At 69.1% G+C, this 19,492-nt stretch carries 18 protein-coding genes; 14 read left to right on the top strand and 4 right to left on the bottom strand.

What is annotated here, in order from left to right; all coding sequences use genetic code 11:
* Positions 1 to 74 precede the first annotated feature (74 nt).
* A complete protein-coding gene (locus tag AAY78_RS18615; RefSeq protein WP_046749738.1) occupies positions 75 to 860 on the bottom strand; it encodes an SDR family NAD(P)-dependent oxidoreductase in 786 nt (261 codons plus the stop codon).
* Positions 861 to 965: 105 nt separating this feature from the next.
* Between AAY78_RS18615 and AAY78_RS18610 the strand changes: the two genes are divergently transcribed.
* Positions 966 to 1,574, top strand: coding sequence for a TetR/AcrR family transcriptional regulator (locus AAY78_RS18610; RefSeq protein WP_231589754.1), 609 nt, complete (start codon positions 966 to 968; stop codon positions 1,572 to 1,574).
* A gap of 36 nt (positions 1,575 to 1,610) precedes the next feature.
* Here AAY78_RS18610 and AAY78_RS18605 read toward each other — a convergent pair whose 3' ends face one another.
* Positions 1,611 to 2,363 (bottom strand): hypothetical protein, encoded by a 753-nt coding sequence (locus AAY78_RS18605; protein ID WP_046749736.1) that lies wholly within the window; start codon positions 2,361 to 2,363, stop codon positions 1,611 to 1,613.
* A 103-nt stretch (positions 2,364 to 2,466) separates the two neighbouring features.
* Here AAY78_RS18605 and AAY78_RS18600 point away from each other — a divergent pair, with 103 nt between their 5' ends.
* From AAY78_RS18600 to AAY78_RS18590, 3 genes are all read left to right on the top strand, one after another.
* A complete protein-coding gene (locus AAY78_RS18600) occupies positions 2,467 to 3,303 on the top strand; it encodes an aldo/keto reductase (protein WP_046749735.1) in 837 nt (278 codons plus the stop codon).
* Between the two features lie 90 nt (positions 3,304 to 3,393).
* Entirely contained in the window at positions 3,394 to 3,963 is a 570-nt protein-coding gene (gene msuE / locus AAY78_RS18595; RefSeq protein ID WP_046749734.1) for an FMN reductase, read from the top strand.
* 34 nt (positions 3,964 to 3,997) lie between these two features.
* The gene (locus AAY78_RS18590; protein ID WP_046749733.1) at positions 3,998 to 5,800 is read left to right on the top strand and encodes a thioredoxin domain-containing protein; all 1,803 of its coding nucleotides are present in this window, start codon (positions 3,998 to 4,000) and stop codon (positions 5,798 to 5,800) included.
* Between the two features lie 3 nt (positions 5,801 to 5,803).
* On the opposite strand, the gene AAY78_RS18585 is transcribed toward AAY78_RS18590, so the two are convergent.
* Positions 5,804 to 6,022 carry a hypothetical protein gene (locus AAY78_RS18585; protein ID WP_046749873.1) on the bottom strand — a complete coding sequence of 73 codons (219 nt, stop codon included), beginning with the start codon at positions 6,020 to 6,022 and terminating at the stop codon, positions 5,804 to 5,806.
* A gap of 185 nt (positions 6,023 to 6,207) precedes the next feature.
* Between AAY78_RS18585 and hisC the strand changes: the two genes are divergently transcribed.
* The 4 genes from hisC to AAY78_RS18565 all read left to right on the top strand — a co-directional run bounded on the left by hisC (position 6,208) and on the right by AAY78_RS18565 (position 10,557).
* Entirely contained in the window at positions 6,208 to 7,275 is a 1,068-nt protein-coding gene (gene hisC / locus AAY78_RS18580; RefSeq protein WP_046749872.1) for a histidinol-phosphate transaminase, read from the top strand.
* Positions 7,272 to 8,690 carry an amino acid permease gene (locus AAY78_RS18575; protein ID WP_046749732.1) on the top strand — a complete coding sequence of 473 codons (1,419 nt, stop codon included), beginning with the start codon at positions 7,272 to 7,274 and terminating at the stop codon, positions 8,688 to 8,690. The genes hisC and AAY78_RS18575 overlap by 4 nt, the downstream gene beginning before the upstream one ends.
* Before the next feature lie 2 nt (positions 8,691 to 8,692).
* Positions 8,693 to 9,175 (top strand): Lrp/AsnC family transcriptional regulator, encoded by a 483-nt coding sequence (locus tag AAY78_RS18570; RefSeq protein ID WP_046749731.1) that lies wholly within the window; start codon positions 8,693 to 8,695, stop codon positions 9,173 to 9,175.
* A 197-nt stretch (positions 9,176 to 9,372) separates the two neighbouring features.
* On the top strand, positions 9,373 to 10,557 hold the full coding sequence (locus AAY78_RS18565) for a Cmx/CmrA family chloramphenicol efflux MFS transporter (RefSeq protein WP_046749730.1): 1,185 nt from the start codon (positions 9,373 to 9,375) through the stop codon (positions 10,555 to 10,557).
* On the opposite strand, the gene AAY78_RS18560 is transcribed toward AAY78_RS18565, so the two are convergent.
* Positions 10,512 to 12,065 carry a dolichyl-phosphate-mannose--protein mannosyltransferase gene (locus AAY78_RS18560; protein WP_046749729.1) on the bottom strand — a complete coding sequence of 518 codons (1,554 nt, stop codon included), beginning with the start codon at positions 12,063 to 12,065 and terminating at the stop codon, positions 10,512 to 10,514. The two genes, AAY78_RS18565 and AAY78_RS18560, sit on opposite strands and share 46 nt — an antisense overlap.
* 62 nt (positions 12,066 to 12,127) lie before the next feature.
* Here AAY78_RS18560 and rsmI point away from each other — a divergent pair, with 62 nt between their 5' ends.
* The 6 genes from rsmI (at position 12,128) to AAY78_RS18530 (ending at position 19,474) form a co-directional block, all read left to right on the top strand.
* The gene (gene rsmI, locus AAY78_RS18555) at positions 12,128 to 12,955 is read left to right on the top strand and encodes a 16S rRNA (cytidine(1402)-2'-O)-methyltransferase (RefSeq protein ID WP_046749728.1); all 828 of its coding nucleotides are present in this window, start codon (positions 12,128 to 12,130) and stop codon (positions 12,953 to 12,955) included.
* Between the two features lie 2 nt (positions 12,956 to 12,957).
* On the top strand, positions 12,958 to 14,064 hold the full coding sequence (locus AAY78_RS18550) for a LacI family DNA-binding transcriptional regulator (RefSeq protein ID WP_082108765.1): 1,107 nt from the start codon (positions 12,958 to 12,960) through the stop codon (positions 14,062 to 14,064).
* Between the two features lie 118 nt (positions 14,065 to 14,182).
* A complete protein-coding gene (locus tag AAY78_RS18545; protein WP_046749727.1) occupies positions 14,183 to 15,862 on the top strand; it encodes an ABC transporter substrate-binding protein in 1,680 nt (559 codons plus the stop codon).
* Positions 15,859 to 16,839, top strand: a complete 981-nt coding sequence (locus AAY78_RS18540) for an ABC transporter permease (protein ID WP_046749726.1) — start codon at positions 15,859 to 15,861, stop codon at positions 16,837 to 16,839. Before AAY78_RS18545 ends, AAY78_RS18540 begins: the two co-directional genes overlap by 4 nt.
* Positions 16,836 to 17,750, top strand: a complete 915-nt coding sequence (locus tag AAY78_RS18535; protein ID WP_046749725.1) for an ABC transporter permease — start codon at positions 16,836 to 16,838, stop codon at positions 17,748 to 17,750. Before AAY78_RS18540 ends, AAY78_RS18535 begins: the two co-directional genes overlap by 4 nt.
* Positions 17,747 to 19,474: an ABC transporter ATP-binding protein gene (locus AAY78_RS18530; RefSeq protein WP_052748842.1), complete on the top strand. Its 1,728-nt coding sequence runs from the start codon at positions 17,747 to 17,749 to the stop codon at positions 19,472 to 19,474. Before AAY78_RS18535 ends, AAY78_RS18530 begins: the two co-directional genes overlap by 4 nt.
* Positions 19,475 to 19,492: the final 18 nt, after the last annotated feature.

Here is a 19,492-nt window from a genome sequence, read left to right as displayed (position 1 = left end):
TGAGCGCAGACGCAGAGGGGGCACCCGGCATCGGCCAGTGCCCCCTCTGCGTCTCTCAGACGTCTCCGGGCACCTCAGAAGTGGGTGCCGCCGTCGATGCGCACCTCGGTGCCGGTGATGAAGGCGCCGTCCTCGCTCGCGAGCATCGCCACGACACCGGCGACCGATTCCGGTCCGGCGAAACCCTCGCCGATCGCGGGTGCGAGCTTCATGAACAGGCTCATGTCGGCGTCGGCGGGGAGGCCGGGCCCGTTGCTCTGGTTGCTCCGTCCGGACCCGTCGGTCATGCCGGACGAGATCGACCCCGGCTGCACCGCGGTGAAGCGGATACCGCTCTTCGCATACTCCGCTGCGAGCGCATGGGTCATCGACTGCACGCCGCCCTTGCTGGCCGCATAGGCCGCCATGTAGGGGTGCGCGAATCCGGCCGAGGTCGAGCTGAAGTTGACCACGGCGGCCGAGGAGCCCTCCTGCAGGGCGGGGATCGCCGCGCGGATGACGAGGAACGTGCCGACCAGGTTGATGCGGATGACCTGCTCGAACTGGTCGAGCGTCGTCTCGTGCGTGTGCGAGGAGCGGAGGATGCCGGCAGCGTTGACGAGCACGTCGAGTCCGCCCAGAGCGGCGACGGCTTCGGCGACGCCCGCGGCAACGGAGGCCTCGTCGGCGATGTTCATCGTGACGGTGGTGAGGCGTTCGGCGAGCGGCCCTGCCTTGGCGACCGTGTCGTCGAGGCCTTCGGTGCTGACGTCGGCGGCGACGACGCTGCCGCCTTCACGGAGCATCCGCAGCACGGTGGCCTGGCCGATGCCCGACCCTCCTCCGGTGACGAGAGCCCGACGTCCTTCATAGCGGCTCATGATCTTCCCTTCGTGATGAGTACTGGCAGGATATGCCTCTTTGGCATGTTGTGCCATCTAGTCCCAACCTGCCGGTGCGCGGATCTGTTCCCGTACGCTGTGACGGTGGAGACGTCGACCCTCACCGAGCGCCGCAGGGCCGCGACCGAGCGCGAGATCGCTGCCGCTGCGGCCGCGTTGTTCGCGGAGCAGAGCGTGGCGGGCGTCACCGCAGAGCAGATCGCGGCGCGTGCGGGCGTCTCGGTGCGGACGTTCTACCGCTACTTCGCACGCAAGGAAGACGCGATCGCGCCGATCCTCAGCGTCGGCGCGCAACGGTGGCAGGAGGCCTTCGCGCAGGTCGGAGAGGGGGCTCTGGGTGAGCAGATCCCGGCCGTGATCGAGGCGCAGCTCGCCGAGGGACAGTCAGGTGCGGGCATCGCCGACGGGCTCGAACTCGACACGATGCTCGGCGTGCTCCGCGGACTCGACGACGATTCCGAGATGCGCGACGTGTGGCTGCGTGTGAACGATGATTCCGAGCGCAGGTTGCGTGCGATCCTTCAGGAACGCGGCCTCGCCGTGTGGGAGGCCGCATTGCTCGCCGCCGTCGCGACCGCCTCGATCCGTGTCGCGCTCGAACAGTGGGCGGCGGATCCCGACGGCCCTCGTCCCGCCGTGCGGGCAGTCGACGCCTTCCGGTCGATGTCGCAAGGGCTGAGCGGACTCGATTGACGTCGTCCGCTCACCGGCCCGTGCGCGGCGCCGTCGCTACACGGGCAATGCCAGATACAACCGGTAGGCGGCCTGACCGGCGAAGCTGTCCGCGGCGTTCGCGGGCGCTTCGACGAGGTACAGGCGCCCGGGAGCATGCGGACGCGATTGCGCGTCGAGGTGCCACACCACCCGGCTGATCGTCGCTCCCTCGAAGTCGTATCGGGTGCCGGACCCGTCATCGAAGACCTGTTCCGTGTAGGTGGGGTCGCCGATCCTGCTCCGGATGTCGATGGCGGCCTGTGCTGCCTCCTCGTCGGAGGCGAACTGCAGCACGGTCAGCGTGGCGCGTCCGGTGTCGGAGCTGAACACGGCGGTCGTGGCGTCGCGGGAGCCGAGGTCGTTCGGAGTATCCGTCCACTCGCCTTCGAGCTTCCAGTCGCCGGCAGCGGTTCCGACCTCCGTCGAGGCCGCGGTGCACAGCTCACCGCACCCCGATGTCGGAAGGGCAGGGGGTGGCGTCGTGGTCGGGGTGGATTCCGGTGTCGCCGATGTCGATGGTGCCGTGGTCGACTGTCCGCGTCCCTCGCCGATCTCGGCGCGCAGACCGGCGGCGAGAAGGAGATTCGTCCCGATGGTTCCGAGAAGGAGGAGGGCGGCGACGACGATGACCAGGATGACGATGGTCCGACTGCGCCTCTTCGTCGCTGTGACGACCCGTGTCTCATCCTCGTCGGGATCATGCGTCTCGGCCGCGGGCGGCGGGGGCGGGAGATACTCCTCATCGCCGGACGTGTCGCGTTCATTCATCGACCCTCAGCCTACGGAAGTCCGTCGGGCACTGCGGCGACCGCACCGACTTCTTTCGTCACCGGCCGGGTCCACCTGTCATCACAGGTCATAGGCTGGAGACATGACGATTCCTGCACTCGAACTGAACGACGGCAACTCCATCCCCCAGCTGGGCTACGGCGTCTTCAAGGTGCCGCCGGCAGAGACCGAGAAGGCGGTGAGCGAGGCTCTGGAGATCGGCTATCGCCACATCGACACCGCCGCGATCTACGGCAACGAGGAGGGCGTGGGTGCCGCCATCGCATCCTCTGGCATCCCCCGTGACGAGCTCTTCATCACGACGAAGCTCTGGAACGATCGTCACCATGACGACGAGCCCCGCGCCGCCATCGGCGAGAGCCTCGAGAAGCTGGGCCTCGAGAAGGTCGACCTGTACCTGGTGCACTGGCCCACCCCGGCCAAGGACGACTACGTGCACGCGTTCGCGAAGCTGATCGAGCTGCGTGAGGAAGGTCTCACCCGCAGCATCGGCGTATCGAACTTCCTGGTCCCGCACCTCGAGCGCACCGTGAAGGAGACGGGCGTGGTCCCGGCTGTGAACCAGATCGAGCTCCACCCCGCGTACCAGCGCCGCGATGAGGTCGCCTGGGCCGACGCGAACAATGTGCGCATCGAGGCATGGGGTCCGCTCGGCCAGGGCAAGTACGACCTGTTCGGCATCCCGGCCGTCGCGGATGCCGCAGCCGCGCACGGGGTCACCCCGGCGCAGGCGGTGCTCCGCTGGCACCTGCAGAAGGGCATCATCGTGTTCCCGAAGTCGGTGCGCGCCGAGCGCCTGCGTGAGAACCTCGACGTGTTCGGCTTCGAACTCACCGACGCCGAGATCGCCGCGATCGACGCCCTCGACCCGCTCGACGGTTCCGGCCGCGTGGGCTCGCACCCGGACGAGGTCAACTGACCCTCTCGGCGGAGACGGAGCCTCCGGGCCTACATGACGCCCCGTGTCGCCTCGCGCGACACGGGGCGTCGTCCTGAGTACCGTCGAGGCATGACAGCTCCGTACCGTGTCGTCGCCGTGTCGGGATCCCTGCACGAGCCCAGCAAGACGACCGCCCTCGTCCGCGCGATCACGGCCGCCATCGCCGAGCGCGCCGACATCGACTCGCAGCTCATCGAGCTGACGCAGATCGGACCGGGGCTGGCCGGCGCGTTGCAGCGTGACCAGCTGCCGCCGGAGGTCGAGGCGCAGTTGCAGGCGATCGAGTCCGCCGATCTGCTGATCGTGGGCAGCCCCGTGTATCGGGCGTCGTTCACCGGGCTCTTCAAGCACCTGTTCGACTTCGTCGGTCAGTACGACCTGGTGGGAAAGCCCGTGTTGCTCGCCGCGACGGGCGGCGGCGAGAAGCACGCGCTCATCATCGAGCACCAGCTGCGTCCGCTGTTCGCGTTCTTCCAGGCGCTCACCCTGCCCCTCGGCGTCTACGCCAGCAACACCGACTTCGACGGCTACGAGATCACCTCCGGGGTGCTCGAAGCCCGCATCGCTCTGGCAGCCGAGCGTGCGCTGCCGCTGGTGGGGTACGCGGCCTCGCGTCCGGTCGAACTCCTCGCCGGCTGACCGCAGTCGCCACGCGCGGCGTAGCGTGGAGGGCATGACCAATCGGCTCGCGGACACCCTCAGCCCGTACCTGCGCGCGCACGCCGACAATCCGGTCGACTGGTACCCGTGGGGTGAGGAGGCCTTCGCGGAGGCACGGCGGCGGGACGTGCCGCTGCTCATCTCGATCGGCTACTCGACCTGCCACTGGTGCCACGTGATGGCGAGGGAGTCTTTCGCCGATCCCGTCACCGCGGCGCTCATCAACGAGGGCTTCGTCGCCGTCAAGGTCGACCGTGAGGAGCACCCCCAGGTCGACGGTGCCTACATGGCGGCGGCCTCGGCCTTCACACAGAACCTGGGTTGGCCCCTGACGGTGTTCGCCACGCCGCGCGGACGCACCTTCTACGCCGGCACGTACTGGCCGCCGGAGGCCCGTGCGCCGATGCCCGCCTTCCGTGACGTCCTCGCCGCGGTGCGGGAGGCCTGGATGCTCCGTCGCACCGAGGCCGAGGAGTCGGCGGATGCCGTGACCGATGCACTCGCCCGAGCCGCGGAATCGGTGCCATCGGACGTCCCGGATGTCGTGGCGATCGCGACAGCGGCGGAGGCGATCGCGCAGCGGGAGGACCGCCGGTTCGGCGGCTTCGGTGGCGCGCCGAAGTTCCCCGTCGCCACCACCTTGCGCTTCCTTCAACATCCCCTCGTGCGGGTAGCCGCTCCGGAGGCGTCCGCCGCTGGTGCACGCGCGCTCGCCGCGATGGCGGCCTCCGACCTTCGCGACGCCGACGGCGGATTCTTCCGCTATGCGACCGGGCGCGACTGGACCGTGCCGCACTACGAGCGGATGCTGACCGACAACGCGCAGCTGCTCGACATCGCTCGTGACGGGGGAGACGAGCCGACCGTGCGAGGCGTCGCCTCGTTCCTGACGGGCGTGCTCCAGCGTGACGGAGGTGGATTCGGCGCGGCGCAGGATTCCGAGTCGACGATCGACGGCGTGCGCTCCGAGGGCGGGTACTACCTCCGCCCGGTGGCCGAGCGCGCGGGCCTGGAGCCCCCGGCGGTCGACGGCAAGGTGATCACCGGATGGAACGGACTCGCGATCGGTGCCCTCGCCCGTGCCGGGGCCGCGTTCGGAGAACGGGCCTGGATCGATGCGGCTGTCGCCGCGGCCGACCACGTGCTGCGCACCAACCGGGACGCCGAAGGCGCCCTCGTGCGTGCGTCGCTGGAGGGACGGGCATCGGCTGCGGTCGCGACCGCCGCCGACCTCGGCCTTCTCGCCGACGGCCTCTTCGCGCTCGCGCTGGCGACCGGCGAGACGGACTGGGCGATCACGGCGCGTGGCATCCTCGACGACGTCCTGTCGGGAGCGGGAGGCGACGACCCCCTGCTCTCGGCGCAGGGCATCGCGACCTCGCCCGACCAGACCGACGGCGATCTGCCGTCGGATGCCGCGGCGATCGGGAGCGCCGCCCTGACCGCGTGGTGGATGGGCGCGGGGGATCGGTATCGGGAAGCGGCTGTCTCGACGGTGAGCGCGCTCGCGACCAGGTCGCTGGAGCAGCCGTTCGCTCACGGCACCCTGCTGCGGGTGGCCGCCGGCCTCGCGGCCCCGCCCCGTCAGCTCGTCGTGGTCACCGGGGAGCCTGACAGTGCGCTCGCCGCCGCAGGCCGAGGCGCTGACGCCGAGGTCGTCGCCGTGGTCACCCCGGACCAGGCGCGGGCGTTCGCGGATGCCGGGTTCGAACTGTTCGAGGGCAAGGACGCGTCGACGGAGCGCGCCTACGACTGCCGTGCGTTCGTGTGCGGCCTGCCGGTCAGCGACCCGGCCGCGGTGTCGGTCGCGCGCTGAGGGTCATGCCTGGTTGCGCAGATGCCGGCGGGCGGTGCGCTCGTTGCCGCGGCGGTAGTTCCCGGTGACGCGCGCCATCAGTTGTTGCGCGTCGCCCGTGGCCGCCTGTGCCAGGAATTCCTGCGCGCGAGCGCCGCGAAGGACGGACGCCGTGATGCCGTGATGGCGGATGACGACATCCTCGCCGCGCACCGCGAACTCGAATCCTGAGGGAGCGCCCATGAGGCGAGCGTAGCGGCCGATGTCCGATGTCGACATCTGCCTGTGCAGTGTGTCCAGCCCATCCCGAGGGACGGGCGCTCGATTGCGCGAGATGCGCAGCTTCCGGTGCGCCGATTGCCCAGTGGTGGGATTCCGTTCTAGTGTTGCGCGACACCTCACCCGATCACAGCAAGGACGCTCTGACGATGCCCCTTCCCACTCGCGCCGGACTCGATGCCGTTCCCGCTTACCGTCAGGGGCGCTCCGCTCCGGTCGGTGCGTCCAAGCTCTCCTCGAACGAGTCCCCGCACCCGCCGCTCCCGTCGGTCGTCGAGGCCGTGCGTGAGCGGCTCGACGGCATCAACCGCTATCCGGACATGAGCGCCGCGAAACTGCGCGAGCGACTGGCCTCCCGCTACGGTGTCGACGTCTCCGAGGTCACCGTCGGCGCCGGGTCGGTGGAGATCGCAGCCCAGCTCATCCACGCGGTCGCCGGTGACGGCGACGAGGTCGTCTTCGCGTGGCGGTCGTTCGAGGCGTATCCGTCGCTCGTCCGCATCGCCGGGGCGACGCCCGTCCCGGTGCCGCTCGACGCGGACCACGCTCACGACCTCGACGCGATGCTGGCGGCGATCACCCCACGCACCCGCCTGATCTTCGTCTGCAATCCGAACAACCCGACGGGCACCGTCGTGAGTGCCGACGAGTTGGAGCGTTTCGTCGCGGCGGTGCCGCACGACGTGCTCGTGGTCATCGACGAGGCCTACGTGCACTTCGACCGCACCGAGAGCAGGGGAGCCGGCATCGAGCTGTTCCGACGTCACCCGCACGTGGCCGTGCTGCACACGTTCTCCAAGGCCTACGGGCTCGCCGGGCTCCGGATCGGCTACGCCATCGCGCCGGCCGCCGTCGCCGAGAACCAGCGCAAGGTGGCGGTGCCGTTCGGTGTGACCGACCTCGCCCAGACCGCTGCCCTCGCGTCCCTCGACGCCGAGGACGAGCTCGCGACGCGTATCGACGAGGTGGTCGCCCAGCGCGACCGCCTGCACGACGTGCTCACTGCCGCCGGATGGCCCGCCGTCCGCTCGCAGGCCAACTTCGTCTGGGTGCCATCCGGGGACCGCACACCGGAGCTCGAACGACTGCTCCAGGAGGGCGGCGTGGTCGCACGCGTCTTCCCCGGCGAGGGCGTCCGCATCTCCTCGGGCTCCGTGGAGGACATCGATCGGGTGCAAGCCGCCCTCGAGACCGAGCTCGCCGAGGTGAACGCATGACCGATGGACGCGTGACCAACGATCCCGTGACCGAGGTGCCCACCACCACGACGACCACCAAGGGTCTGCACCCGGGGCTGACGCGCCGTCAGATCTCGATGATGGGACTCGGCGGCGCGATCGGCGCCGGCCTGTTCGTCGGCTCGGGCCAGGCGATCAGCATCGCGGGGCCCGCAGTGCTGGTGTCGTACCTCGTGGCCGGCGGCATCGTCGTGCTCGTGATGGCGATGCTGGCCGAGATGGTCGCGGCGAGGCCGAGCTCCGGTGCCTTCAGCTCGTACGCGCAGAAGGCGATGGGCCGTAGCGCCGGCAGCGCGGTGGGCTGGCTGTACTGGATCCAGCTGGTCGTGGTGATCGCGGCCGAGGCGACGGGCGCCGGCGCGATCGTGGCGAACTGGACCCCGGGGATCCCAGCTTGGGTGTGGGTGCTGATCTTCGTCGTGGCGCTCACGGCCGTGAACCTGTTCGGCGTGCGCAACTACGGTCGCTTCGAGTTCTGGTTCGCGGCGATCAAGGTCGCGGCGATCATCGCCTTCCTCGTGGTCGGGGTGTGCGCGATCGTCGGCCTCATCCCGGGCGTGCCGGGTACCGGCATCTCGAACCTCGTCGACAACGGCGGGTTCGCCCCGAACGGCATCGCGGGCATCGCCGGTGCCCTGCTCATCGTGGTCTTCGCGTTCGGCGGCACCGAGGTGGTCGCCATCGCCGCCGCCGAGTCGAACGATCCCGCGCGCAACATCCGCCGCATCGTCCGCGAGGTGCTCGTGCGCATCATGGTGTTCTACGTCGGGTCGATCTTCGTGATCGTGGCGGTGCTGCCCTGGAACGATCCTGCGGTGAAGGCCGGCCCGTTCTCCGCGGTGCTCGAGACCCTGAACGTACCGGGAGTCGGCCTCGTGATGGACTTGATCGTGATCATCGCGCTGCTCTCGGCCATGAACGCCAACATCTACGGTGCCTCCCGCATGGCGTACTCGCTGGGGGAGCGGGGCCTTGCTCCGCTGGCTGCGACCCGGACGAGCCTCAAGGGCGTGCCGTTCGTCGCGGTGCTGGCCTCCGTCGCCTTCGGGTTCGTCACGGTCGGACTCAACTGGGCGTTCCCCGACGTCGTGCTGCCGGCCCTGCTCAACGTGGTCGGCTCGACGCTGCTGGTGATCTGGACCGCGACCGCGGTGGCGCAGATCATCCTCCGCCGTCGTGCGGACCGCGCAGGCGACGAGATGCCGATGCGGATGTGGGGCTTCCCCTGGCTGTCGTGGCTGTGTCTGGTGCTGCTCGCCGCGGTGATCGCCCTCGCGATGATCGATGAGGCCGCCCGCATCCAGTTGCTGCTGACACTCGGGCTCACCGCCGTGCTCCTGCTCGTCGCACGCGCGACCAGGAGCGTGGCGAGGCCCGGCGTCCCGCGGGAGTGACGATGCGCATCGATCGCCTCGACGCCCAGCTCATCCGACTGCTCACGGAGTCGCCGCAGCTGCCGATCTTGGAGTGCGCGCGGCGGCTCGGCATCGCGCGGGGAACGGCGACGAGCCGACTCGCGCGCCTGCACGAGGGCGGGGTGATCGAGGCGATCGTGCCGCGCATCGATCCGGCCGGATTCGGATACGGTGTCGTCGCCTTCTGCCTGGTCGAGATCGATCAGAAGGTCGGGCATGACGAGGTGGCGACGGCGCTGGCCGACGCCGTCCCAGAGATCGTCGACATGCACACCGTCACCGGAGCGAGCGACATGCAACTGCGACTGGTGGCGCGCGATGCCACGCAGTTGCAGGAGGTGCTCGACCGGGTCGCCCTGGTGCCGGGGGTCGCCCGCACCGCGTCGTCGATCGCGATGCGCACGCATCTCTCCGGTCGGGTGCTCCCTCTGGTCGAACACGTCGCGGCGGACGAGATGCCGTAGCGCGGTAGAGTTCGAGCATGTCGAGTCCCGAGTCAGACGAGTCGGGGGCCGTCGGTCACACCGCCGGCCCCGTGCGCCGATAGCTGCGATCCCGTAGCTGCGCCTCCCCTCCGCGGAGGCGCCCACCGGTGCATCCCCGGATGCCGGCCGTGGTGACGAGAAGCCCCCTTCTTGATCTCTCACCTCGGAGTACTGCCATGCCCTCTGCTCTCTACCTGCTCGCCCTTGCCGTCTTCGTCATGGGCACGTCCGAATTCATGCTCGCGGGTCTCCTGCCCGCGATCGCCGCCGATCTCGACGTCTCCGTCGGCACCGCGGGTCTGCTCACCTCGGCCTTCGCGGTCGGCATGGTGGTCGGCGCGCCGATGATGGCGGCCTTCGCACGCCGATGGCCGCCCCGACGCACGCTGGTCGCGTGTCTCGTGCTGTTCGCCGGGTGCCATGTCGTCGGGGCGCTGACCCCGATGTTCCCGGTGCTGCTCCTCACCCGTGTGCTCGCGGCGCTCGCCAACGCGGGCTTCCTCGCGGTGGCCCTGCGCGCGGCCACTGCCATGGTTCCGGCCGATCGGAAGGGGCGGGCGCTGTCGATCCTGCTCGCCGGCACGACGGTCGCCACGGTCGCGGGAGTGCCGGGCGGCTCCCTGCTCGGTTCGGCCCTGGGGTGGAGGGCGACCTTCTGGGCTGTCGCCCTCCTGTGCGCTCCGGCGATCATCGGCGTCGTGCGCGGCATCGCGAACTCGGTGGGCTCAGCGGAGCAGGCCGCAGCCTCACCGCGCCTCCGCGCAGAACTCCGTCAGCTGGCGACGCCGATGCTCCTGCTGCCCATGGGCATCGGTGCGCTGATCAACGGTGGCACCTTCGCGGCTTTCACCTTCCTCGCCCCCGTCGTCACCGAGGCGGCGGGTCTTGCGGAGATCTGGGTGTCGGCGGCGCTGGTGCTGTTCGGTATCGGTTCCTTCCTCGGCGTGGCGCTCGCGGGCCGGCTCTGCGACCGGCGTCCCGGGCTCGTGCTCTTCGTCGGCGGACCGCTGCTGCTGACGGGCTGGGTCGGGCTGGCGGCGTTCGCCTCCGCCCCGGCTGCGCTCCTCGCGCTCGTCTTCGTGCAGGGCGTGCTGTCCTTCGCCGTCGGGAGCACGGTGATCACCCGCGTGCTCTACGCCGCATCGGGTGCGCCCACGATGGGGGGCTCGTACGCCACGGCGGCATTGAACGTCGGCGCGGCCGTCGGTCCGGTGCTCGGTGCGGTTGCACTCAGCGCGGGGTGGGGCCTGCTCGCCCCGATCTGGGTCGCGTCAGGCCTGACAGCCGCGGCTCTCGCGATCCTGCTGCTGACGCGTCACACCCAGCCGGGCAGCCAGTTGTGCAGCAGCCAGAAGTCGTAGGGCACACTCATCCCGGTCCACAGCGGCAGGAAGAACGCCGACACCAGCACGACGAAGGCGAGGAAGATCATCACGGTGCGCTCGCCCGACTGTCGACGGTGCAGCGGATCCTCGCGCTTCCCGGCGATGATCCGCAACGTCATCGCGAGGGCGATCACCAGGAACGGCATCATGACGACCGTGTAGAACTGGAAGATCGTGCGCTCGGGGAACATGAGCCAGGGCAGGTACGTCACAGCGAGACCGACCAGGGGGATGCTCAGCTCCGGGCCCACGGGCTGCTTCGTGATCCACCCCCGCACGAGGCGGTACACCAGGTAGATCGAGGCCGCGACGCCCGCGTACCAGATGAGGGGATTCGGGATCGCCGAGATCACGCCGATGCAGTGGTCGGTGCCGCATCCCGTGGGTTCGGAGTCGACCCAGACCGCGGTGGGGCGCAGCAGGAACGGCCACTCCCATGCGGCGCTCGCATACGGGTGCCCTCTGGTGAGACCGACGTGGAAGCCGAGCATCGACTCGTGGTACTTCCACAGGGCGATCAGCGGGTTGGAGTCGCTCTGCCGGTCGTACCCTCCGGCCGTCACGAGCCATCCGGTCCAGCTGACCAGGTACACGGCGAGAGCGGGGAAGACGAGCAGCACGAACGAGACGGGACCCTGGCGGAACGCGGCGGCAGTCGGCCACAGGACCACTCCGGCGCGGCGCCGCGCCAGCGCATCGGTGATGACGACGTAGAGGCCGAAACCCGCGAGCACGTACAGGCCCGACCATTTCACCGCCGAGGCCGCCCCGAGCGCCAGCCCTGCGGCGACGAGCCAGGGGCGGCGCCAGAGCACCGGCCCCCAGAACGGATCGGGACGATCGGGGTCTCGTCTCTCGAGCACGGGTATCGTGCGTTGCCGGTCGATGATCACGAAGAGCACACCGAGCAGGACGAAGAAGGTCAGGATGCCGTCGAGCAGGGCGATCCGGCTCATCACGATGCTGAGTCCGTCGATCGCGAGCAGCGTCCCCGCCACACTCGCGACGACGACGGAGCCGCTGAGGCGGCGCGCGATCAGGTAGACCAGCAGCACCGATGCGGTGCCGAGCACCGCGGTGGCGAGGCGCCATCCCGCGCTGTTGTCGGGTCCGCCGATCGCCATGCCGAGCGCGATGAGCCACTTGCCGAGCGGGGGGTGCACGATGAACGCGCCCTGCTCGGACAACGGCAGCTGCTGCAGCGTGACGAACGCATCGTTGGCGTTCTCGCCCCAGGTGCCCTCGTAGCCCAGGGTCCACAGCGACCAGGCGTCTTTGACGTAGTAGGTCTCGTCGAAGGCGAGCTGGTGCGGGTGGGCGACGTTGATCAGGCGCAGGAGCGCGGCGATCGCGGTGATGACGAGCGGCGCGAGCCAGCGGATCGCGCGACCCCAGTCGGGATCCAGCAGCAGACGATCGCGGAGCTGCCCGTAGCGCGTCGACCGCTCGGGGGGAGCGGGGAGCAATGGTTCGGGCGCGGTCACCGGTCCAGCCTAGACAACGTGCCTTCTCGTTCCGCTGCATCGCGCCCGCCTAAGCTGGGCGGGTGATCATCCTCGCCGCCACTCCGATCGGAAATCTCGGCGACGCGTCTCGCCGCCTCGTGGAGGTGCTGGAGAACGCCGAGGTCGTCGTGGCCGAGGACACCCGAACCACGCAGCGACTGCTCAAGGCGCTGGAGATCGACAACAGACCTCGCCTGATCGCCCTGCACGACCACAACGAGAAGCAGAAGGCGGCCGAGCTGGCGGCGCTCGCCGCGGAGACCGACATCGTCGTGATGAGCGATGCCGGGATGCCCACGGTGAGCGATCCGGGATACGGATTGGTCGCCGAGGCCGTTGCCCAGGGCGTGACGGTGACCGCGATCCCCGGGCCGAGCGCGGTGCTGATGGCACTGGCGATCTCAGGCCTGCCCACCGATCGCTTCACGTTCGAGGGCTTCCTGCCGCGCAAGCCGGGGGAGCGGCGTTCGACCCTTCGCGCCCTGGCTGCCGAACCCCGCACCATGGTCTTCTTCGAGTCGCCCGCACGTCTGGCCGGTGCGCTGACGGACATAGGAGCCGCGTTCGGCGACGAGCGGCGCATCGCCGTGTGTCGCGAGCTCACGAAGTTCTACGAGGAGGTACGCCGCGGCACTGCGCCCGAACTCGTCGCGTGGGCGGAGGACGGCGTCAAGGGCGAGATCGTGATCGTGGTCGAAGGGGCCTCCCGCCGAGACGCCTCTCCGGAAGACGCCCTCACCCAGGTGCAGACGCTCGTCGCGGACGGCGTCCGCCTGAAGGACGCCGCCTCCGAGGTCGCCGCCCTCACCGGTCTCTCCTCCCGCGACCTCTACCAGGCGGCTCTCGCCGCTCGCTCCGGAGGAGTGTGACCGTGAGCAAGGCGGCGACCGTGTACGACGTGGCCGATCGGGCCGGCGTCTCGATCGCCACGGTCTCGCGCGTGCTGCGCTCGCCGGATGCCGTGCGTCCGGTCACGCGGGAGCGCGTGCTCGATGCGGTGACCGCTCTCGGGTACGTCCCCAGCGGCAGTGCCCGCGGACTCGCCGAACGCCGCACCGGCGTGCTCGGGCTGTACTTCCCCGGCTTCGACGCCGCGGAGGATGCCCCGCCGCTCGACGCGCTCTCCGCCGCTGAGGAACACGCGCCTCCCTTCGCGATCGTCCGCGATGAGACCGAGTCCGACGGCGGGCACACCTCGATGCTGTTCCTCGACGAGGTGCTGCGCGGCGCCGAGCTCGAAGCATGGAAGCAGGGTTTCGTACTGATGGTCGGCGTCGGCCGCGATGATCCTGACCGTTCCACGGTGCGGGACATGGCTGGTCGGGTCGACGGCCTCATGGTGCTCGCGAGCAGCGTGCCGGACGACGTTCTGGCGCGACTGGCGCGACGCATCCCCGTGGTGGTGCTCTCCGGCCCGCCGCGCGGAGATCACTACGACCACGTGACGGTGAGCAACGCCGAGGCCATGGCGGAGCTGACCCGGCACGTGCTCGGGCAGGTGGGAGACGGGCGGCTCGCCTTCCTCGCGGGACCGGCGGACTCTCCCGACGGTCTGCAGCGCTGGGACGGTTTCGCCGCCGCGGTGGCGGGGGCGGGGCGGAGCCTCGACGACGTGACGGTGCTGCGCGGCGACTTCACACGGGCGTCTGGTCGGAGGGCGGCCGAGGAGCTTCTCGCCACGGGGGCGCCGGCCGCGCTGATCTCGGCGAACGATCAGATGGCGCTCGGAGCGCTCGACGTGTTCCGCGGAGCGGACGTCCACGTACCGGACGACATGCTCGTGACGGGCTTCGACGGCATCGAGGCCGCTGCCCTGTCGCAGCCCCCGCTGACCACGATCCGTCAGCCGATGATCGACCTCGGACGCGCGGCCGTGCAGGTGCTGGCCCGCCGTCTCGAGCACGCCGAGGCGGAGCCCGTGGTGGCCCGTCTGCCGCTGCAGATCCTGCTCCGCGAGAGCTCGCAGCGCCCCGTCTGACCGGCCGGAAACGCTCGCCGCGCCGGTGTCAAGGGGTTGCGATCTCAAAATGTATGCGCTTACAATCTGGAAGGCGGCGTCGGTCGCCGGTCATGACAGAGACGACATGAGGTGGCAGATGTCAGAGGGCACAACGCCGAGAGGGCGCGTGATGCAGCGCTGGCGCAGAGCGGCGATCGTGGGCCTCGCGGCCGTGGCGGTCGCACTCAGCGGCTGCAGCATCCAGATCACATCCCAACCCGATCCCTCGATCGGTGCCGACACGATGCTGATCAATGCCGACAAGGGCAACCCGTTCTTCACGAAGAACTTCAACCCGTATCTCACCAACACGCGCACCGCGTCCCGGTGGATCTACGAGCCGCTCATCCTGATCAACCCGCTCGACGGCACGCAGAACCCCTGGCTCGCGTCCGAATGGACGCAGCCCGACGCCCGCACCATCGTCATGACGATCCGCGATGGCGTCACCTGGAGCGATGGGGAAGACCTGACGCCCGAAGACGTGGCGTTCACCTTCCAGCTGCTCAAGGACAACCCGTCCCTCGATATCAAGGGTGCGTGGCAGCACCTCGACAGTGTCGACACCTCGGGCGACGATGTGGTGCTGCACCTCAAGACCGAAGACGCCCCCTCGCTGTCGATCCTGGGCCAGACCATGATCGTCCCCGAGCACCTCTGGGCCGACGTGAAGGATCCGGGCACATACCGCAACGAGAACCCGGTCGGCACCGGTCCCTTCGTGCTCGGCAACTACAACGACCAGCAGTACTCGATGGACAAGAACCCCGACTACTGGCAGGCCGACTCGATCGAGATCGAGCACATCATCCTCCCCGCCACGAACTCCCAGCTCGACACCGTCACCCGCGGCTATGACTGGGCCTACTCCTTCATCTCCGACGTCGAGGGCACCTGGGGCGCGGCGAGCGAGCACAACAACTGGTGGTTCCCGCCGGGTGGCGTGATCGCGCTCATGCCGAACCTGGAGGTGGCGCCCTTCGACGACGTGAACGTGCGCCGGGGCATCGCTCTCTCGCTCGACCGCGACGAGATCGCCGAGACGGCATCGGAGGGCTACATGAAGCCGGCCGGTCAGACCGGACTCATCCTGCCCAACCAGCAGCAGTACCTCGACCCGAGCATCCCCGACCAGGGCATGATCACGCAGGACAGGGACGCAGCGCTCGCCGCCTTCGCCGAGGCGGGGTACACACTCGACGGCGACCGGCTCATCGGGGCCGACGGCCAGCAGCTCGAGTTCGCCCTGACCACCGCGAACGGCTACTCCGACTGGACGCGCGCGGCGCAGACCGTGCAGAGCCAGCTCGCCGCGGTCGGCGTGAAGGTCACCCTCAAGCTCCCGCAGCCCGCGGGCTATCAGAGCGCGATCAGCAATGGCGACTTCGAGATGGCCATCGGCGGCATGGGGAACGGCGACATCTACCAGGCGTACAACAACCTGCTCTCCAGCGAGTTCTATGTGCCGTCCGGCGAGGCCACGGCGAACAACTTCGAGCGCTACAAGTCACCCGAGGTCGATGAGCTGCTGGCCGAGTACCGCGAGACCGTCGACACCGCTCGCCAGACCGAGATCGTCAAGGAGCTGCAGCGCATCGTCTACGACGAGATGCCCGTGATCGGCCTCTACTACGGCGGCATCTGGGGCCTGTTCAGCGATGCCAAGTTCACCGGCTGGCCGAGTGAGGAAGACCCGTACATGATCCCGCAGAACTACGACTCCGCGCCGCTGGGTATCTTCACCCGGCTGGAGCGAGTGCAGGAGGACGACAAGTGAAGTACGTGCTCCAGAAGTTCGGCCTGTTCGTGCTCACCCTGTGGGCCGCGGTCACCCTGAACTTCTTCCTGCCGCGGATGATGCCGGGCTCCCCGGCGGATGCCGCCATCGCCAAGCTGTCCCAGAACGGGCCGGTGTCGGATGCGACGCGTGCCGCCATCGAGGCGCAGCTGGGTGTTCCGACCGGGTCGCTGTGGGATCAGTACATCGCCTACCTCGGTCAGGTCGTGCGGCTCGACTTCGGCGTTTCGTACACGTTCTACCCGCAGTCGGTGTCGAGCATGGTCTCCACGGCCTTCCCCTACACGATCGGGCTGGTCGGCATCGTCACCGTGCTCGCGTTCGTGATCGGCACGCTCATCGGAGTGATGGCCGCCTGGCGCCGAGGGACGTGGCTCGATTCGCTGCCCACGCTTACCGGATCGTTCCTGAGCACGTTCCCCTATTTCTGGACGGCGCTGCTGCTGCTCTTCTTCTTCGGGTACGTGCTGCACTGGTTCCCGACGACCGGCGCCTACTCCGCGACGACGACCCCTGGCTTCACGTGGGAGTTCCTCGGTGATCTGATCAGTCATGCGTTCCTTCCGGCGCTGACGATCCTGCTCACCTCGCTGGGCGGCTGGATCATCGGGATGCGCAACGCCATGATCAACACCCTCGGCGAGGACTACATCACCTTCGGTGAGGCGAACGGTCTGCGGGGGCACACGATCGCCCTCCGGTACGCGGCCCGCAACGCGATCCTGCCGAACCTCACGGGCTTCGGGCTCACGCTCGGCGGCGTGGTGGGCGGATCGATCCTCGTCGAGCAGGTCTTCGGCTATCCCGGCATCGGATACCTGCTGTTCAACGCCGTGATCGGGCAGGACTACCCGCTCATGCAGGCGCTCTTCCTGATGATCACCGTGAGCGTGCTCATCGCCAACTTCCTCGTAGACATCCTCTACGGGGTTCTCGACCCGAGGACTCGCCGATGACCTCCACCATGAACGTCAAGATCCCCGCCGAGCGCATCGCCGCGCCCAGCCCGTGGCGCGCCTTCGGACGCATGGTCGCCACGCTCTGGAGCAACGGCAAGGCGCGGCTCGGGCTGTGCATCCTCGCCTTCTTCGTGCTGGTGGCGGTGTTCGCCCCTCTCCTGGCCCCGTACGGCGCGAAGGACAACGGCTTCGAGCGCAACGCCGATGCGTCGTGGGCGCACTGGCTCGGCACGACCGCTGCCGGGGAGGACGTGCTCAGCCAGCTCATCTACGGCGCACAGGTCAGCCTCCTTGTCGGCTTCGCCGCCGGAATCCTGTCCACGATCGTGGCCGTGCTCATCGGCCTCAGCTGGGGGTACATGCGAGGGTTCCTCGGCGAGGTGATCGGCTTCATCGTCAACCTCTTCCTCGTGATCCCCGGCCTGCCGCTCATGATCGTGATCGCCGCCTACCTGCAGAACGGCGGCATCCTGATGATCATCGCGGTGATCGTCGTGACCGGTTGGGCGTGGGGTGCGCGTGTGCTCCGCAGCCAGACGCAGTCGCTGCGGGGGAACGATTTCGTCACCTCGGCGCAGTTCTCGGGCGACAGCAGGACGCGCATCGTGTTCCGCGAGATCCTGCCGAACATGACCTCGATCATCGCGGGCACCCTCTTCGGTGCGGCGACTGCGGCGATCCTGGCGGAGGCGGGGCTGGAGTTCCTCGGCCTCGGCGACTCCAGCATCGTCAGCTGGGGCACCATGCTCTACTGGGCGCAGAACTCCAACTCGCTGCTCACCGGACAGTGGCTGCTGCTGTTCGCCCCCGGTCTGTGCATCGCCCTGCTGGCGCTCAGTCTGACACTGATCAACTTCGGCGTGGACGGCATCTCCAATCCGCGCCTGCGAGAGGGGAAGGGGCGATGACCGCCATGACGGAGAACATCGACATGCGCGAGAACGACATCCTGCTGGACGTGCAGAACCTCTCGGTGGAGTACGCCTCGCCGGGGACGACGCCGGTCACCGCGGTCGAGGACGTCTCGTTCTCCCTCCGCCGTGGGGAGTTCGTCGGACTCGTCGGTGAATCCGGCTCAGGGAAGTCCACGCTCGGATTCGCCCTCACGCGACTGCAGAAGCCGCCGGCACGGATCAGCGCAGGACGCATCCTGTTCGGAGGACGTGACATCCGGGAGCTCGACGCCGAGGAGCTGCGCCGTCAGCGTCAGGGTGGGTTCGCGATGGTGCTGCAGTCGGGCATGAACGCGCTCAACCCGGTGCGCACGATCGGCAACCACTTCCGCGACATCTTCGCTGCGCACGGCCACGTGCCGAAGGACGCGCGCGAGGCGAGGGCTCAGGAGCTCGTGGGCAAGGTGGGCCTCGATCCCTCGGTGCTCGCCCGCTTCCCGGGTGAGCTCTCCGGCGGTATGCGCCAGCGCGCCTCGATCGCCCTCGCCCTGTCGCTCGAACCGCAGCTGATGGTGTTCGACGAGCCCACCACCGCGCTCGACGTGCTGGTGCAGCATGCCGTGATGGACACGATCAAGGGCCTGCAGCGGGCCGAGCGCTTCACCGCGATCCTGATCAGCCACGACCTCGGCATCGTGCTGGAGGCGACGGACCGGGTGATGGTGATGCACGAGGGACACATCGTCGAGGACGCCAGGAGCATCGACATCCTGGAACGCCCGCAGGACGAGTACACGCGGATGCTGCTGAGCCACTACGCCGACCCCCGGGCCGAGAAGATCGAGATCCCCGGATTCCTCGACGCGGGCACCCGGCGTCGTGAGGGACGTTCGCGCACCGACGTCACCGAGACCCTGCCGACCGTGTCGTCGCGCGACACCCGTCGGGCGGATGCGGCGATCGTGGTCGAGGGCGTCTCGAAGCACTACCCGGCACCGCGTCGCGGACAGAGCGCCGTCACCGCGGTCGACGACGTGTCGTTCCGGCTGGAACCGGGGGAGTCCCTCGCCCTGGTCGGCGCATCGGGTTCGGGCAAGTCGACCATCGCCAAGATGCTCACCGGCGTCGAGAAGCCCACCTCCGGCACCGTCCGCTTCGGGGACACCGACGTGGCGACGCTCAAGCGCCGTGGTCTGCGCGATCTGCGCAAGGACGTGCAGATGGTGTTCCAGGATCCGTACGCGGCGCTCAACCCGCTGCACACGGTCGAGTACGCCCTGACCCGGCCGGTCGTGAACTACACGAAGCTGCGCGGTCCGGAGGCCAGAGCCCGGGTGTTCGAGCTGCTCGAGACCGTCGGCCTGACTCCCGTCGAGCAGTTCGCGGCCAAGCTGCCGCACCAGCTCTCCGGAGGACAGCGACAGCGCGTGGTGATCGCCAGGGCGCTCGCGAGCGACCCGCAGGTGCTGATCGCCGACGAACCGGTCTCGATGCTCGACGTATCGCTCCGCGCCGGAGTGCTGGCGCTGCTGGAGGACCTGCGCGAGCGGTGGGGCATCAGCATGCTCTACATCACGCACGACCTGCTGAGCGCGCGTCTCGTCACCGAGAACATCCTCGTGCTCAACAGCGGCCGAGTGGTCGAACGCGGTGAGACCTCGCAGGTGCTGCAGCATCCGGAGGACCCGTACACGGTCGAACTGCTCGACGCCGTGCCGAACCCCGCCCGCGCCCGCTGACGCGCGGACGACGCCTGC

The organism is Microbacterium sp. Ag1 (genome assembly GCF_001005635.1).
GTDB lineage: Bacteria > Actinomycetota > Actinomycetes > Actinomycetales > Microbacteriaceae > Microbacterium > Microbacterium oxydans.
The sequence above is the reverse complement of the archived record's forward strand: the minus strand, read 5'-3'. Positions and strand labels throughout refer to the sequence as shown.

Coding starts and splice junctions, on each gene's coding strand:
- AAY78_RS18615 (WP_046749738.1), bottom strand. CDS start 860: ATGAGCCGCTATGAAGGACGTCGGGCTCTCGTCACCGGAGGAGGGTCG.
- AAY78_RS18605 (WP_046749736.1), bottom strand. CDS start 2,363: ATGAATGAACGCGACACGTCCGGCGATGAGGAGTATCTCCCGCCCCCG.
- AAY78_RS18600 (WP_046749735.1), top strand. CDS start 2,467: ATGACGATTCCTGCACTCGAACTGAACGACGGCAACTCCATCCCCCAG.
- msuE (WP_046749734.1), top strand. CDS start 3,394: ATGACAGCTCCGTACCGTGTCGTCGCCGTGTCGGGATCCCTGCACGAG.
- AAY78_RS18590 (WP_046749733.1), top strand. CDS start 3,998: ATGACCAATCGGCTCGCGGACACCCTCAGCCCGTACCTGCGCGCGCAC.
- AAY78_RS18585 (WP_046749873.1), bottom strand. CDS start 6,022: ATGGGCGCTCCCTCAGGATTCGAGTTCGCGGTGCGCGGCGAGGATGTC.
- hisC (WP_046749872.1), top strand. CDS start 6,208: ATGCCCCTTCCCACTCGCGCCGGACTCGATGCCGTTCCCGCTTACCGT.
- AAY78_RS18575 (WP_046749732.1), top strand. CDS start 7,272: ATGACCGATGGACGCGTGACCAACGATCCCGTGACCGAGGTGCCCACC.
- AAY78_RS18570 (WP_046749731.1), top strand. CDS start 8,693: ATGCGCATCGATCGCCTCGACGCCCAGCTCATCCGACTGCTCACGGAG.
- AAY78_RS18565 (WP_046749730.1), top strand. CDS start 9,373: ATGCCCTCTGCTCTCTACCTGCTCGCCCTTGCCGTCTTCGTCATGGGC.
- AAY78_RS18545 (WP_046749727.1), top strand. CDS start 14,183: ATGTCAGAGGGCACAACGCCGAGAGGGCGCGTGATGCAGCGCTGGCGC.
- AAY78_RS18535 (WP_046749725.1), top strand. CDS start 16,836: ATGACCTCCACCATGAACGTCAAGATCCCCGCCGAGCGCATCGCCGCG.
- AAY78_RS18530 (WP_052748842.1), top strand. CDS start 17,747: ATGACCGCCATGACGGAGAACATCGACATGCGCGAGAACGACATCCTG.